This window comes from Agromyces capsici (assembly GCF_058349965.1).
The window spans coordinates 2,213,370-2,226,803 of the sequence record NZ_JBYRET010000001.1; the positions used below are offsets into that span (position 1 = coordinate 2,213,370).

Consider the following 13,434-nt stretch of genomic DNA (forward strand, 5'->3'; position numbering starts at 1 on the left):
CGCGTCGGCCGATACTCGGGGACGCAGAGGCGATCGGCTGGGGACTCGGTTCAGCGTTCTGCGAAGCGCTTCAGCGCCTGCAGCATGCGTTCGCTCTCGCGCGAGTAGCGGCTGATGATGAGGGAGCGCGCGAGGGCGAGCCGGCCGGGTATGCCGAGCTCGACGGTCCGCGTGACGCGCGCGCCGCCGGCAGCGGCGGCCACCGACATGGTCACGGTGCTCTCGATCGTGCCCGCCATGCGCGGACGCAGCGTCATGGGCTGCACGAACACGACACGCAGCGGCCGGTCGAGCACCACGATCCGTCCATGGCGAACGCCGCGGCGGCTGTGCTCGGCGTATGTCGTGCCGACAACGACGGGCGGCGGCGAGATCTCGGACGTGCCCTCGTAGTCGCCGGCCGACGGCAGCCAGCGACCGTAGCCGTGCAGATCGCAGACGAGCTCGAACACCATATCGGCCGGGGCCGCGATGTCGATCCGGCGTTCGATCGTCGAGGTCATGCGTCCAGCGTCGCACCGATGTCGGCGCGGATGCAGCATTCCGGCAGCGTTCGCGGATGCGCGGGCGTTCGGCTCGAACGTCGCCCACCGGAGGCCCCGCTCGATGCTCTCCTCGAGGAATCGATCGCCGCCGTGCTCGTCCACGACGGCGGCGGGTCGACGAGCAGCATCGCGCGCCGACGCTCGCAGAACGCGACGCCCTCGGCGACGATCGCGTGCGCATCGGGATCCGCGGCCGACTCCGCCGGGAGCACAAGCAGGTTCACGAGGTCCACACCGTCGAGCGCGGCGAGCCCTCGCCGCACCGACTCGAGGCGGGCGTCCGCGACCCGGACTACCACGGCCGAGCGGCCGCCGTTCTCGAAGAAGTCCCACACCTGGTGACCCATCGTGCCGGGCCCCGCGCGGCCGCGGTACTCGGCCTCGAAGCCACTCCATGCGTCGACGGTCTCCGGGGTGCCGATCGGGCCGGCGTCGGCGAGGCCGACGAACGCTGCGACCGCCGTGCCGACTCCCTCGATCGGTCGGGCCATGGCGTTCCCCCTCGAACTCCCCGGGGTCGGATTGCGCCTCGGGCGCGCCGCGGGCCAGGCCTCAGGCCGCGCCGCGGGCCCGAGGCGAGAGGTCGAGCGCGCGATCGCGCACGAGTTCGAGTGCGTGCTCGATCGCACCGATCGTGACGCAGTGCTCGCCGAGCTCCGACCTCCGCAGTTCGGGAGCCGTCGGATCGCCGCTGCCGTCGAGGATGGCCGCCGCACGGTCGATCATCATCGGGAGCGACTCGGCCGCGGCGCCGCTGACGATGATGCGGTCGACGTCGAGCAGGTCGCCGAGCACGAGGCAGATGCGGGCGAGGCGGTCGGCGAGGCGGTCGACGATCCCGATCGCGACGGGATCGCCCGCCCGCGCCGCGTCGCCGACGTCGGACTCGTCGAGCGTGTCGGGGTCGAGCCGGCCGAGCGGGCTGTCGGCGGGAAGGCCGGCGCGGATCGCCTCGACCGCCCACCGGCGCGCGAGCAGGGCGAGACCCTCGGGGGAGCCCACGCCCTCGACATGCTCGAGGAAGCGCAGTTCGCCGGCACCGCCGCGGCGTCCGCGCACGAGTCGCCCGTCGATCATGAGGCCGGCGCCCATGCCCTCGCCCACGATGAGCGCGATGTAGGAGTCGACGTCGCGGCCTCCGCCCGTCGTGGCCGATCGTTCCGCGATCGCGGCGAGGTTCGCGTCGTTCTCGACGGTGACGAGATCGGCGTCGCGGTCGAACACCGCGGCGTACCCCGGGTTGGTGAGGCTCCAGAACCAGTCCTCGGCGGGCGAGACGCCGTCGCGGTCGACCGGCGCGGGCACCGCGACGGTGATCGCCAGAACCTCCGCGGGCGAGACGCCGGCGTCCGCGAGTGCGCCACCGACGGCGGTGCGGGCGAGCGAGCGACGTGCGTCGGCATCGGCGAGCCGCTCGACGTCACCGGGTCCGGGCGAGGGGATGACGACGCCGTGCCGGCCGAGGGGGGTCCCGCGCAGGTCGGCGACGGTGGCCGAGACGCGGTCGTAGCCGGCGTCGACGCCGATGATGACCGCGGCGCGCTCGCGAAGCGCGTATCGGCGCGCCGGCCGGCCCTTCGTGTAGGCGCCGACGGCGCGCGCGTCGTCGAGCTCCTCCAGCCATCCCTGCCGCAGCAGTTCGTCGCACACCCCGATGACGGTCGAACGCGTGAGCCCTGTGGCCGCCATCGCATCGGTCGCGGTGAACGGACCGGCGCGCCAGGCGTGGTCGAGCACGCGTCGAGCATTCACGCGGCGAAGCACCTGCGGCGATGTCGCGGCTTCGATCCTGTCCACCCCTTGACCTTTCCGTCTTCCTCAGTCATTATTTACGACAACAAGTAAATCTACACTCTAAATTTACTTCCGTCAGGGTCGACGGGCCGGGAACGGCACGCGCGATCCGGAACCAGAGGAGACGACGAGGTGCCTCACCGCCCAGACCGCCCCACCTCCCGCGCCATGGGACGCCGGCCGATGCCGGTCACGCTCGCGCTCGCGACCGCGGGCCTGCTCGGCGCCACGCTCGCCCTGTCCGGCTGCGCCGGCGTCGGCAGCGGCGGCCCCGCCGAGATCACCTTCCACATGTCGAAGCCCGAGGCGATCCCGTACTTCCGCGATCTCGTCGAGCAGTTCAACGCCGAGCAGGACGACGTGCAGGTCACGCTCGACACCGCCTCGAACCTCTCGGCCGGGTTCCTCCGCGGCAACCCGCCCGACGTCGGGCTGCTCAACTACAACTACGAGATGGCGCGGTTCATGGAGCGCGGGGCGCTCTCCGACCTCTCCGACATGCCCGAGGCCGACCGCATCCGCCCGGAGGTGCAGGAGCTCGTCGACCAGTACGCCACGTACCCCGGCCGCACGAGCGTGCTGCCGTACTCGGTCGCCGCGGCATCCGTCATCTACAACGTCGAGATGTTCGAGGAGAACGGCCTCGAGGTCCCGACGACCTGGGACGAGCTGATCGCGGTCTGCGACGAGCTCGAGGCCGCGGGCATCACGCCGATCTACAGCACGTTCAAGGACCCGTGGACGCTCGGCCAGGGCCTCTTCGACTACTCCGTCGGCGGCCTGATCGATGTCCCCGAGTTCCTCGACCAGATGGAGGAGCTCGGCACCGAGGTCGGTCCCGACTCGGAGGTGTCCTTCCAGAAGACGATCCTCGAGCCCTCCGAGAAGATGAAGCAGCTCGCCGACTACTCGAACGACGACGCCGAGAGCCGCGGCTACGGCGACGGCAACGTCGCCTTCGCGAACGGCGAGGCCGCCATGTACATGCAGGGCCCGTGGGCGCTCGGCGAGATCGCGAAGACGAACCCCGACCTCGAGCTCGCCACGTTCCCGCTCCCCTCGTCGGACGACCCCGACGACCTCAAGGTGCGGGTCAACCTCGACCTCGCCCTGTGGATCCCCGAGGCCAGCACCGAGCAGGAGGCCGCACGCGAGTTCGTGTCGTACCTCATGCAGCAGGAGGTCATGGACGAGTACAACGCGGCGTTCCTGGGCTTCGGCACGACGACCGATGCGGCGGATGTCACGGACGAGCGCATCATCCCGATGCAGGAGTACTACGACGACGGCGCCTTCTACCAGGGCCTGTCGCGCTCCATCCCGCTGACCATCCCGATCGACAACTACATCCAGGCCATGGCGACCGGCGCGGACATCCCCGACACGCTCGCCAAGATCGACGCCGACTGGGCACGACTGGCCCTGCGCGGCTGACCCGGCGAATCGAGAGGACGAACGCCATGACGACACCCATCACCCCCGCCGCGGCCTCCGCCGGCGCGCTGGTCGAAGAGGCCGAGCACGGCCAGGTCGACCACCTCGCGGGGACCGCCCACGACAAGCGGGGCCGGCCCCGGGTCGACCCGGTCTACTACTGGTTCCTGATCCCGACGCTCGTGCTGTTCACCGTCGCGATCACGGTCCCGGCAGTCCTCGGCATCTTCTACTCGTTCACGAACTTCATCGGCTTCGGCGACTGGCAGTTCATCGGGCTCACCAACTACATCGCGGTGTTCTCCGACCCGGCGATCCTCGCCAGCTACGGCTTCACGTTCGGCTTCGCGATCGTGACGGTGCTGCTCGTGAACGTCATCGCGTTCCTGCTCGCGGTGGGGCTCACGTCGCGCATCAAGCTGAAGACGCCGCTCCGCGCGGTGTTCGTGATCCCGATGGTGATCTCGGGCATCGTGATCGCCTACGTCTTCAACTTCCTGTTCTCGAACTCGCTGCCGGCATTCGGCACGGCCGCCGGCATCCCCTGGCTGTCGGAGTCGATCCTCGCGAACCCCGACCTCGCCTGGCTCTCGATCGTGATCGTGACCGCCTGGCAGTCCATCCCGGCCACCCTGCTGATCTACATCGCCGGACTGCTCTCGATCCCCGGCGAAGTGTACGAGGCCGCCGACATCGACGGGGCGGGCGCGGCCCGCCGACTCTGGTCGGTCACGCTCCCGCTCGTCGCGGGGTACGTCGTGATCAACATCATCATCGGCTTCAAGAACTACCTGAACGTGTACGAAGTCATCGTCGGCCTGACGAACGGCGGTCCGGGCACCTCCACGCGCAGCATCGCGATGACGATCTTCACCGGCTTCACCGGCGGCGACTACGCCTACCAGATGGCCAACGCGACGATCTTCTTCATCATCGCCGTCGCCATCTCGGTCCTCCAACTCCGAATCTCCCGCGGAAGGGCGGCGATCTGATGACCCAGACAGCAGCGAAGCGGATCCCCGCTTCCGTCTCGACCACGCGCTCGCGCGACGAGGCCGTCGCCACGCGAGCGCCGCGCCGGCGGGGCCGCGTCGGCCAGGAGCGGACGAACTGGACGACCCTGGTCATCCTGCTCCTCTGCGCCCTGACCGTGCTCCTCCCGCTCTACGTCACGATCTCGATGTCGCTGAAGTCGACATCCCAGGCGGTCGACGGCAACGCGTTCTCCCTGCCGAACCCGATCGACTTCTCCGGCTTCGCACAGGCGTGGGAGCTGACCAACTTCCCCGTCGCCTTCATGATCTCGCTGCTCATCACCGCCGGAACCGTGGTCGGCACCGTCATCCTCGGGGCCCTCGCGTCGTACGCGATCGTGCGGAACTGGGATCACCGGCTGTTCCGTTGGTCGTTCTTCTACCTGCTCACGGCGCTGTTCCTGCCGTTCCCGGTGGTGGCGCTCCCGCAGATCCAGCTCACGGGGCTCGTCGGTCTCGCGAACCCGTTCGGCGTCATCATCCTGAAGATCATGTTCGAGCTGTCGTTCAGCATCCTGCTGTTCACGGCGTTCCTGCGCTCGATCCCGCTCGAGCTCGAGGAGAGCGCCCGCATCGACGGGGCCACCACGTGGCAGACGTTCCGGCGGCTGATCTTCCCGCTGCTCGCGCCGATGAGCGCGACGGTCGCGATCTTCGCGTTCCTCGCCTCGTGGAACGACTTCATGATGCCGTCGCTGATCATCGCCGACTCCGCGCAGCAGACGCTGCCCGTCGTGCAGTCGATCTTCCAGACGCAGTTCAGCAACAACTACAACGTGTCGTTCGCGTCGTACCTGATGGCCATGGCGCCGGCGATCATCGTCTACCTCTTCACCCAGCGCTGGGTGATGGAGGGCGTGACGCAGGGTGCGGTGAAGGGGTAGGAGCCGCGGGGCCGGCCGCCCCTCAGGGGCCGGGCCCGCCCGCCCGTCCGCATCCTCCGCCACTCGCAACCGACCCCGAAAGGACCGCACGCCATGAGCGACGTGCTCGCCTGCCCCGACCTCGACCGAACCCGCCACGACGCCGACTGGTGGCGCCAAGCCGTCGTCTACCAGGTGTACCCGCGCAGCTTCGCCGACGCCGACGGCGACGGCGTCGGCGACCTGCGCGGCATCGCCTCCCGTGTGCCCTACCTGCGGCGGCTCGGCATCCACGCCGTCTGGCTCAGCCCGTTCTACCCGTCGGCCCTCGCCGACGGCGGCTACGACGTCGACGACTACCGCGACGTCGACCCGCGCCTCGGCACGCTCGAGGACTTCGACGACCTCGTCGCGGCGCTGCACGAGGTCGGGATCCGCGTGATCATCGACATCGTGCCGAACCACACGTCGAACCGGCACGAGTGGTTCCGCGAGGCGCTCGCGTCGCCCCGCGGTTCGGCGGCTCGCGCCCGGTACGTCTTCCGCGATGGGCTGGGGCCGGATGGCGCGCTGCCGCCCGCCGACTGGACCAGCATCTTCGGCGGGAGCGCCTGGGAGCCCGTGGGCGACGGCCAATGGTACTTCCACACCTTCGCGACCGAGCAGCCCGACCTGAACTGGGACAACCGCGAGGTCCGCGACGACTTCCTGCGCACCCTGCGCTTCTGGTCCGACCGCGGCGTCGACGGGTTCCGCATCGACGTGGCGCACGGGCTCGCGAAGCGGCTCGAGGACGAGCTGCCCGACCAGGCCACGCTCGACGCGCTGCCGCGCGACGGCGCGCACCCCCTGTGGGACCGCGACGAGGTGCACGAGATCTACGCGGAGTGGCGTCGCCTCTTCGACGAGTACTCGCCGCCGCGCATCGGCGTCGCCGAGGCATGGGTCGAGTCGCACCGCCGCCCCCGCTACGCGAGCGTCGAGGGCCTCGGCCAGGCGTTCAACTTCGACCTGCTCGAGGCGCCGTTCGACGCCGACGCGTTCCGCCGCGTCGTCGACGCGAACCTCGCCCTCGCGGCCCAGTCGGGCTCGTCGACCACGTGGGTGCTCTCCAACCACGACGTGGTCCGGCATGCGACGCGTTACGGGCTGCCCGAGCCATCCGAGCCGGGGGAGAAGCACGGCGCGGCCTGGCTGCTCTCGGGGGGCACCGAGCCCGAGCTCGACCGGGAACGCGGCCTGCGGCGGGCGCGCGCGGCGAGCCTGTTCATGCTGGGCCTGCCCGGCTCCGCCTACCTCTACCAGGGTGAGGAGCTCGGCCTCCACGAGGTCGCCGACATCCCCGCCTCGGAGCGCCAGGACCCGTCGTACCTGCGCAACCCGGGCGTCGACATCGGCAGGGACGGATGCCGCGTGCCGCTGCCGTGGACCAGCGCCGGCTCGTCGTTCGGCTTCGGGCCCGACGGCGCGCACCTGCCGCAGCCGGAGTGGTTCGGCGAGCTCGCCGCCGACGTGCAGGCCGACGACGCGGCGTCGACGCTCTGGATGTACCGGCGCGCGCTCGTGCTGCGCGGCGACCTGCAGGCGCCCGAGGAGCTCGAGTGGGTGCCATCCGCCCGACCCGACGTCGTGCACTTCCGGCGCCCGTACGGGTGGGAGGTCGTGATGAACTTCGGCACCGAGCCCGTCGACCTCCCCGACGGGGTTCCGCTCGTGGCGAGCGGTCGTCTCGACCACGGGAGCCTGCCCGGCGAGACCACCGTCTGGCTGCGACGGTGAGCGACTCCGCGCGGGTTCCGGCCGGTTCGAATCCCGGGGCCCGCGCGGACCGCTTGACGGACGCGCGCAGCCGTGGTCGCATGACGGCATGGATGGCGCGCGGCCCGAGCTGATCACCGACGACGCGCTCGACGACCTCGAGCGCGAGGCCGTCGGACGCGTGCGCGGCCGTGTGCTCGAGATCGGCGCGGGAGAGGGCGAGAACTTCGGCGCGCTGCACGAGGACGTCGACTGGGTCGGCCTCGAACCCGACGCCGAGCGCCGGAGCGAGCTCGCGACGCGCGCACGGGAGTGGGGCCACCGGTCGACGCCGCTCGACGCGGTCGCCGAGGCCATCCCGCTGCCCGACGCGTCGGTCGACGCGGTCGTCGGCACCTACGTGCTCTGCTCGGTGCGCGACCAGGGCGCGGCGCTCGCCGAGGTGCGGCGCGTGCTCAGGCCGGGCGGGCGGGTCGTGTTCGTCGACCACGTCATCGCTCCGCCGCGCACGCTCAAGCGCGCGGTGCAGCGCGTGGTCACGCCGTTCTCGACGCGCTTCTGCCACGGCTGCCACTGGGACCGCGACACCGGCGCCGCCCTCGTCGCCGCGGGCTTCACGGGCGACGACGTACAGCTGGTGCGCGTGCCGTCGTTCCCGTTCGGGCCGACGCGCGTGCTGCTGTTCAGCGGGCACGTCGCCGCGGAGGCGCCCGCGTGACCCCGGGCGCGGCGCCGCGCATCGTGGTGCTCACCGGCGCGGGCATCTCCGCCGAGAGCGGCGTGCCCACGTTCCGCGACGCGGGCGGCCTGTGGGAGGGGCACCGGGTCGAGGAGGTCGCGACGCCCGAGGCCTTCGAACGCGACCCCGACACCGTGCAGCGGTTCTACGACGCGCGGCGCCGTGCCGTGGCATCCGTCGCCCCCAACCCCGCGCATGCGGCGCTCGCACGGCTGGAGGCGGCCCTCGGCGGCGACTTCCTGCTCATCACGCAGAACATCGACGACCTGCACGAGCGCGCCGGGTCGGGTCGGGTGCGGCACATGCACGGCGAGATCGGCCGCGCACGATGCCTGGCCTGCGAGGCGCGCGTCGACGTCACCGGCGATCTCGCCGACGCGCCGCCGTGCCCGCGGTGCGGCGAGCGGATGCTGCGCCCCGACGTCGTCTGGTTCGGCGAGATGCCGTACTGGCTCGATGACATCGACCTCGCCCTGGTCGCGTGCGAGCAGTTCGTCGCCATCGGCACGTCCGGCGCCGTGCACCCGGCCGCCGGCTTCGTGCTCACCGCGGCGGCGTTCGGCGCGGCGACGCTGGAGCTCAACCTCGCCGAGAGCGAGATCACGCCGTTCTTCGACGAGAGCCGGCTCGGGCCCGCGAGCGAACTCGTGCCGCGCTGGGTCGACGAGGTGCTCGCGGGCCGGATGTCGCGAGGCTAGTCGTCCGGCCGTGCGGGCGAGGACGGCGTCGCCGGGTGCGGGGCCGGGGCCGCGACGGGGGCCCGCGGGATCCGCCAGAGCACCACGACCACGAGCGTCGCGGATGCGAGCCCCGCCGCGATGGTCGCGAGCAGCACCCAGTCGGCCGGGCCGGTGCCGCCCGTGAACGCGAGGCCGACGACGACGCTCGCCGCGATGCACCCGAGCGAGCGCGCGGTCTGGAAGATGCCGGCCGCCTGGCCGACGTGCTCGGGCGGAGCGGCGACGTACAGCGACTGGGTGATCGAGATCAGCACGAACACGTACGGGACGCCCACCGCCGCGGTGACCGCGAGCACGACCGGCACCGCCGTCGAGGCGCCGAGCAGCGGCAGCGCGAGGGTCGCGACCGCGAGGGCCGCCGACCCGATCACGAGCGTGCGCTGCGCCCCCCGCCGGTCGATCAGGCGCTCGACGACCGGCGTCATCACGACGTTGAAGGCCGCGAGCGGCAGCAGCAGGGCGCCGACGAGGTCGGTGCGGTAGCCGGCGTGGTCCTCGAGGTACTGCGGGATGCCGAACAGGGCGCTGTAGAACACGAGGTTCGCGAGCACGAACAGCGCGTACACGCGGACGAGCGCCATGTTCCGGGCGAGCAGGCGCAGGTCGATGAAGGGCGCCGGGGTGCGCAGCTCGCGCCAGGCGAAGAGCGCACCGGCCCCGAGCGTCGCCGGCACGAGCAGCCAGATCGGTCCGCTCGGCAGTTCGAGCAGGAAGACCAGCAGGGTCGCGACGGTGACGACGAAGAGCAGGATGCCCGGCACATCCGATTCACGGAGGGACTGCCTGATCGGCACGCGCTCGCGCGGCGGATCGCGCGGTGCGACCAGCGCCGTGCTGACCAGCGCGACCGCGGCGAGCGGAACGTTGATCCAGAAGATGGCCTCCCAGCCGAACGCGACGATGAGCAGCCCGCCCAGCACCGGCCCGACCGCGGCCGAGCTCGTGTCGACGAGCTGGATGCGCGCGATCATCTTCGGTGCGCTGGCGCCGCTCGTCGCCGCGACCGCGCGGAGCATCGCCGCCGCCGAGGGGAACGCCGTCGCGGTCCCGATCGCGAGCAGCACGCGCACGGCGCACAGCCACACGAGGTCGGGCGCGAACGGCCCGAGCGCCCCGGCGAGCATGATCGTCCACATGCCGGTCGCGAACACGCGCCGCGGCCCGTACCGGTCGGCGAGCCGGCCCATGAGTGGCTGCAGTACGGCCGACGTGAGGTAGAACACCGAGATCACCCACGTCACCGTGGCGACGTCGACCGCGAACTCGCGGCGCAGCGTGCTGAGCGACACCGCGATCATGCCCGAGTTCAGGGCGCTCAGGATCGTGCCCGTGCAGAGCGCCGCGATCACCCAGCGAGACGCGTGGGCGGGGTCGCGCGCCGCGCGGCGGGCGCGGCGTGCTCCCGCGCCGCGATCGGTCCCGCGCTCGCGCCCCATCGGCCGCCCCCTCGCGGCGAGCCTGTCGCGGGCCCGGTGCCGGTGTCAAGCACGCCGGCCCCGCCGGCCCGAGACAGGCGGATGCCGCGGGAGAATCGACGGGCCCCGCGGCATCCGCTGCCCCTCACCACCTACTTCCGGTCGTCGGGCCCGATCGGATGCACGGGTTCGAGCGCGGACCGTGCGAGCATCGTCGCACCGGCGACCGCGGCCGGCATCGTGACCACCGCGCCGAGCGGCACGAGGAAGCACAGCTGCGTCGCGACGCCGAAGCCGAGGAACCGCCAGCGGTTGGTGCGGAGGAGGGCGCGGCGTACATCGGGGTCGAGATGCCGGGCGTCGAAGGCCCGGGCGGCGAGTTCGCGCGCGAGCAGGCGCCCCGTCAGGATCGCGCCGAGCACGGCCGCGAGCACGCCGCCGACCACGGGGATGAACCCGGCGACCGCGACGACCGCGGCCGAGATGAGGCCCTGCAGCACGAGCACGAGCGCGCCGCCGACCCCGCTCCAGAAGCTCGGACCCTCGGATGGCACGGCCCCGCCGAGGTCGGCCTCGACGGCCTTCCAGATGCGCTCGTAGAACGGGTCGCCGACGATGAGCGTCAGCGCGGTGAACGTGACGAACGCGAGCACGGCCGCGCCCGCGAAGACGACGACCGCGACGAGCGCGCGGAACGCCGAGCGCCAGAACTCCTGCCATCCGTCGGCGAACGGCGTCGCCCAGTCGACGAGCCCGGGCAGCCCGATCCCCAGCGCGACCAGTCCCCACACCAGGGCGGCGAACACGATCGCGGCGGGCACGAGCCCCAGCAGCATCACCCCGGGATCCCGCCGCCAGAAGCCGAAGCCGCGCAGCAGCATGCGCGCACCGGTCGCGAGTTCCTTCAGCATCGGCCCAGCATAGGCAGGTGCGACGAGCTCGCCCGGCTGCGTCGCGGAGCGTCACGCGGGTCACGGGTTCCCAGCCGTCGGCGCTATCGTCGATACGCTCAGTCCGGCACCGCCGGCCGAACCCGACCGGAGAAGGAACCGACCCGGAGATGACCGTGACCTCAACGAAGCCCTCGCGCGCCGCCGAATGGTGGAAGGCGCAGCGTCGGCGCGTGCTGTGGGGCGCCGGCATCGCGCTCGTGGCGTTCGTCGTCGCGGTCGTGGTCGCGCGGCTGCTCCGCGAGATCCCGGCCGTCGATGCGTTCGTCGCCGAGTACCCGGGCATCGTGCCGCCGCCGGAGGGAACGCCCGTCGGGATCCCCGCGTGGCTCGGCTGGCAGCATTTCCTCAACGCCTTCTTCCTCGCGCTGCTCGTCAAGACCGGGCTCGAGCTGCGCGGCAAGCGCCGCCCGCCGGGGTTCTGGACGCGCGACAACACCCGCTGGCCCCGCACGAAGCGCGCGCCGCGCCGCCTCGGCATCTGGCTGTGGTTCCACCTGTGGCTCGATGCGCTCTGGGTGCTCACGGGCGTCACCTACGTCGTGCTGCTCTTCGCGACCGGGCAATGGCTGCGCATCGTGCCGACCGACTGGGCCGTCGTGCCGAACGCGCTCTCGGCGGCCCTGCAGTACGCCTCGCTCGAGTGGCCGACCGAGGATTCGTGGGTCGTCTACAACGCGCTGCAGCAGTTGGCGTACTTCACCGTCGTGTTCGTGGCGGCGCCCCTCGCGCTGCTCACGGGGCTCCGGCTCTCGTCGATCTGGCCCGCGGAGGGGTCGCTCGCGAACCCGGCGACCGAGAAGTGGGCCCGTGCCGTCCACTACCCGGTGATGCTCTTCTTCCTGGCGTTCACGTTCGTGCACGTCGTGCTCGTGTTCACCACCGGCGCGCTCCGCAAGCTCAACCAGATGTACACGGCCCGCGACACCGACGACTGGCTCGGCTTCGCCGTGTTCGCCCTGTCGGTCGTCGTCATGGTCGCGGCGTGGGTGCTCGCCACGCCGCCGCGGCTGAAGCGCATCGCCGCGCCGTCGGGGCGCGTGCAGGGCTGACGGCTCCTGGGTGACGGCCCGGTCGACGGATGCTGCGGGGAGCCTGCGGCTCGATAGGCTCGAACGATGAGCCGCACCATCTGGATCGTCCTCGGCGTCATCGCCTCCGTCGTGATCGCGTGGTTCCTCGTCGACCTCGTGTTCAGCGTGCTGTGGTTCATCGTCAAGCTCGCGGTGGTCGCGGTGGTCGCGGTCGGGGTGTTCTTCGCGCTGCGCGCGTGGCTCGGCCGGGCGGGGGACCGCCGGCAGGTCGAGCGCTGACGCGCGGGGCGCGCATGCCGCGCATGCTCGACGTCGCGGTGCCCGACGGGCGGACCGTCCGTGCGTTCGAGGCCGGTTCGACCGCGCCGGACGCGCCCGTCGTGGTGTGGCACCACGGGTCGCCGCACACCGGCGAGCCGATCGGCCCGCTCGTCGACGCGACGCGGGAGCGCGGCATCCGGCTGCTGACGTACGCCCGGCCCGGCTACGGCGGGTCCGCCGCGAACCCGGGGCGCGACGTCGCCGCCGCCGCCGTCGAGGTGGAGGCCGTCGCCGACGCGTTCGGCGTCGACCGCTTCGGCGTGGTCGGGTACTCGGGCGGCGGGCCGCACGCGCTGGCCTGCGCGGCGATGCTCGCCGATCGGGTGACCGCGGCGGCCACCTTCGCGAGCGTCGCCCCGTACACGGGCGACGACGCCTGGTTCGACGGGATGCAGGCGCCTGCGGCGCTGCGCGCCGCGGCCGCGTCGCGGGCCGAGCGCGCGCGCTTCGCGGAGACCGACGAGTTCGATCCGGAGCAGTTCGTCGCGGCCGACCGGGCCGCGCTCGGCGGAGACTGGGCCGACCTCGGACGAGATGTGCAGCGAGCGGAGGAGGCGGGCCCCGCCGGCCTCGTCGACGACGACGTGGCGTTCACGCGCCCGTGGGGGTTCGACCTCGCCGCGGTGCACGTGCCGACCCTGCTCGTGCACGGCGAACTCGACCGCCTGATCCCGCGAGCGCACGCGGTCCGGCTCCTCGCGGCCGTGCCCGAGGCGCGCCTCTGGATGCGTCTCGACGCGGGTCACGTCGCCGTGCTGACGGCGCTCGGCGGCGTGCTCGACTGGGTCCGCGAACGCTCCTGACCCG

Annotated in this window: 14 protein-coding genes; 9 read left to right on the plus strand and 5 right to left on the minus strand. The window is 72.1% G+C overall.

The features are described from left to right. Positions 1-50: 50 nt before the first annotated feature. The 3 genes from AC3RKB_RS10425 to AC3RKB_RS10435 all read right to left on the minus strand — a co-directional run bounded on the left by AC3RKB_RS10425 (position 51) and on the right by AC3RKB_RS10435 (position 2,342). Positions 51-503 (minus strand): SRPBCC family protein, encoded by a 453-nt coding sequence (locus tag AC3RKB_RS10425; protein ID WP_491436066.1) that lies wholly within the window; start codon positions 501-503, stop codon positions 51-53. After that, complete coding sequence (locus tag AC3RKB_RS10430) at positions 500-1,036, minus strand: hypothetical protein (protein ID WP_491436068.1); 537 nt, start codon at positions 1,034-1,036, stop codon at positions 500-502. Before AC3RKB_RS10430 ends, AC3RKB_RS10425 begins: the two co-directional genes overlap by 4 nt. A 61-nt stretch (positions 1,037-1,097) precedes the next feature. Continuing rightward, on the minus strand, positions 1,098-2,342 hold the full coding sequence (locus tag AC3RKB_RS10435; RefSeq protein WP_491436069.1) for an ROK family protein: 1,245 nt from the start codon (positions 2,340-2,342) through the stop codon (positions 1,098-1,100). Between the two features lie 180 nt (positions 2,343-2,522). Between AC3RKB_RS10435 and AC3RKB_RS10440 the strand changes: the two genes are divergently transcribed. The 6 genes from AC3RKB_RS10440 to AC3RKB_RS10465 all read left to right on the plus strand — a co-directional run bounded on the left by AC3RKB_RS10440 (position 2,523) and on the right by AC3RKB_RS10465 (position 8,865). Then, on the plus strand, positions 2,523-3,773 hold the full coding sequence (locus AC3RKB_RS10440; protein WP_491436071.1) for an ABC transporter substrate-binding protein: 1,251 nt from the start codon (positions 2,523-2,525) through the stop codon (positions 3,771-3,773). 26 nt (positions 3,774-3,799) lie between these two features. Then, entirely contained in the window at positions 3,800-4,765 is a 966-nt protein-coding gene (locus AC3RKB_RS10445) for a carbohydrate ABC transporter permease (RefSeq protein ID WP_491436073.1), read from the plus strand. Continuing rightward, a complete protein-coding gene (locus AC3RKB_RS10450; RefSeq protein ID WP_491436075.1) occupies positions 4,765-5,691 on the plus strand; it encodes a carbohydrate ABC transporter permease in 927 nt (308 codons plus the stop codon). The genes AC3RKB_RS10445 and AC3RKB_RS10450 overlap by 1 nt, the downstream gene beginning before the upstream one ends. 93 nt (positions 5,692-5,784) lie before the next feature. Next, positions 5,785-7,449 carry a glycoside hydrolase family 13 protein gene (locus tag AC3RKB_RS10455; protein ID WP_491436076.1) on the plus strand — a complete coding sequence of 555 codons (1,665 nt, stop codon included), beginning with the start codon at positions 5,785-5,787 and terminating at the stop codon, positions 7,447-7,449. A gap of 88 nt (positions 7,450-7,537) precedes the next feature. Further along, positions 7,538-8,146 carry a class I SAM-dependent methyltransferase gene (locus AC3RKB_RS10460; RefSeq protein WP_491436078.1) on the plus strand — a complete coding sequence of 203 codons (609 nt, stop codon included), beginning with the start codon at positions 7,538-7,540 and terminating at the stop codon, positions 8,144-8,146. Continuing rightward, the gene (locus tag AC3RKB_RS10465; RefSeq protein ID WP_491436080.1) at positions 8,143-8,865 is read left to right on the plus strand and encodes an NAD-dependent deacylase; all 723 of its coding nucleotides are present in this window, start codon (positions 8,143-8,145) and stop codon (positions 8,863-8,865) included. Before AC3RKB_RS10460 ends, AC3RKB_RS10465 begins: the two co-directional genes overlap by 4 nt. Here AC3RKB_RS10465 and AC3RKB_RS10470 read toward each other — a convergent pair. After that, positions 8,862-10,343 (minus strand): MFS transporter, encoded by a 1,482-nt coding sequence (locus tag AC3RKB_RS10470; protein ID WP_491436082.1) that lies wholly within the window; start codon positions 10,341-10,343, stop codon positions 8,862-8,864. The genes AC3RKB_RS10465 and AC3RKB_RS10470 overlap by 4 nt on opposite strands. A gap of 131 nt (positions 10,344-10,474) precedes the next feature. Continuing rightward, positions 10,475-11,233 carry an EI24 domain-containing protein gene (locus AC3RKB_RS10475; protein ID WP_491436084.1) on the minus strand — a complete coding sequence of 253 codons (759 nt, stop codon included), beginning with the start codon at positions 11,231-11,233 and terminating at the stop codon, positions 10,475-10,477. 149 nt (positions 11,234-11,382) lie between these two features. Here AC3RKB_RS10475 and AC3RKB_RS10480 point away from each other — a divergent pair, with 149 nt between their 5' ends. From AC3RKB_RS10480 to AC3RKB_RS10490, 3 genes are all read left to right on the plus strand, one after another. Beyond that, a complete protein-coding gene (locus AC3RKB_RS10480) occupies positions 11,383-12,324 on the plus strand; it encodes a cytochrome b/b6 domain-containing protein (protein WP_491436085.1) in 942 nt (313 codons plus the stop codon). Between the two features lie 66 nt (positions 12,325-12,390). Beyond that, complete coding sequence (locus AC3RKB_RS10485; RefSeq protein ID WP_491436087.1) at positions 12,391-12,585, plus strand: hypothetical protein; 195 nt, start codon at positions 12,391-12,393, stop codon at positions 12,583-12,585. Between the two features lie 14 nt (positions 12,586-12,599). Further along, positions 12,600-13,430 carry an alpha/beta fold hydrolase gene (locus AC3RKB_RS10490; protein ID WP_491436088.1) on the plus strand — a complete coding sequence of 277 codons (831 nt, stop codon included), beginning with the start codon at positions 12,600-12,602 and terminating at the stop codon, positions 13,428-13,430. Positions 13,431-13,434: the final 4 nt, after the last annotated feature.

What these genes read in the sequence shown, in the direction of transcription:
- AC3RKB_RS10425 (WP_491436066.1), bottom strand. Translation starts at nt 503, where the DNA reads ATGACCTCGACGATCGAACGCCGGATCGACATCGCGGCCCCGGCCGAT.
- AC3RKB_RS10430 (WP_491436068.1), bottom strand. Translation starts at nt 1,036, where the DNA reads ATGGCCCGACCGATCGAGGGAGTCGGCACGGCGGTCGCAGCGTTCGTC.
- AC3RKB_RS10440 (WP_491436071.1), top strand. Translation starts at nt 2,523, where the DNA reads ATGCCGGTCACGCTCGCGCTCGCGACCGCGGGCCTGCTCGGCGCCACG.
- AC3RKB_RS10445 (WP_491436073.1), top strand. Translation starts at nt 3,800, where the DNA reads ATGACGACACCCATCACCCCCGCCGCGGCCTCCGCCGGCGCGCTGGTC.
- AC3RKB_RS10450 (WP_491436075.1), top strand. Translation starts at nt 4,765, where the DNA reads ATGACCCAGACAGCAGCGAAGCGGATCCCCGCTTCCGTCTCGACCACG.
- AC3RKB_RS10455 (WP_491436076.1), top strand. Translation starts at nt 5,785, where the DNA reads ATGAGCGACGTGCTCGCCTGCCCCGACCTCGACCGAACCCGCCACGAC.
- AC3RKB_RS10460 (WP_491436078.1), top strand. Translation starts at nt 7,538, where the DNA reads ATGGATGGCGCGCGGCCCGAGCTGATCACCGACGACGCGCTCGACGAC.
- AC3RKB_RS10470 (WP_491436082.1), bottom strand. Translation starts at nt 10,343, where the DNA reads ATGGGGCGCGAGCGCGGGACCGATCGCGGCGCGGGAGCACGCCGCGCC.
- AC3RKB_RS10475 (WP_491436084.1), bottom strand. Translation starts at nt 11,233, where the DNA reads ATGCTGAAGGAACTCGCGACCGGTGCGCGCATGCTGCTGCGCGGCTTC.
- AC3RKB_RS10480 (WP_491436085.1), top strand. Translation starts at nt 11,383, where the DNA reads ATGACCGTGACCTCAACGAAGCCCTCGCGCGCCGCCGAATGGTGGAAG.
- AC3RKB_RS10485 (WP_491436087.1), top strand. Translation starts at nt 12,391, where the DNA reads ATGAGCCGCACCATCTGGATCGTCCTCGGCGTCATCGCCTCCGTCGTG.
- AC3RKB_RS10490 (WP_491436088.1), top strand. Translation starts at nt 12,600, where the DNA reads ATGCCGCGCATGCTCGACGTCGCGGTGCCCGACGGGCGGACCGTCCGT.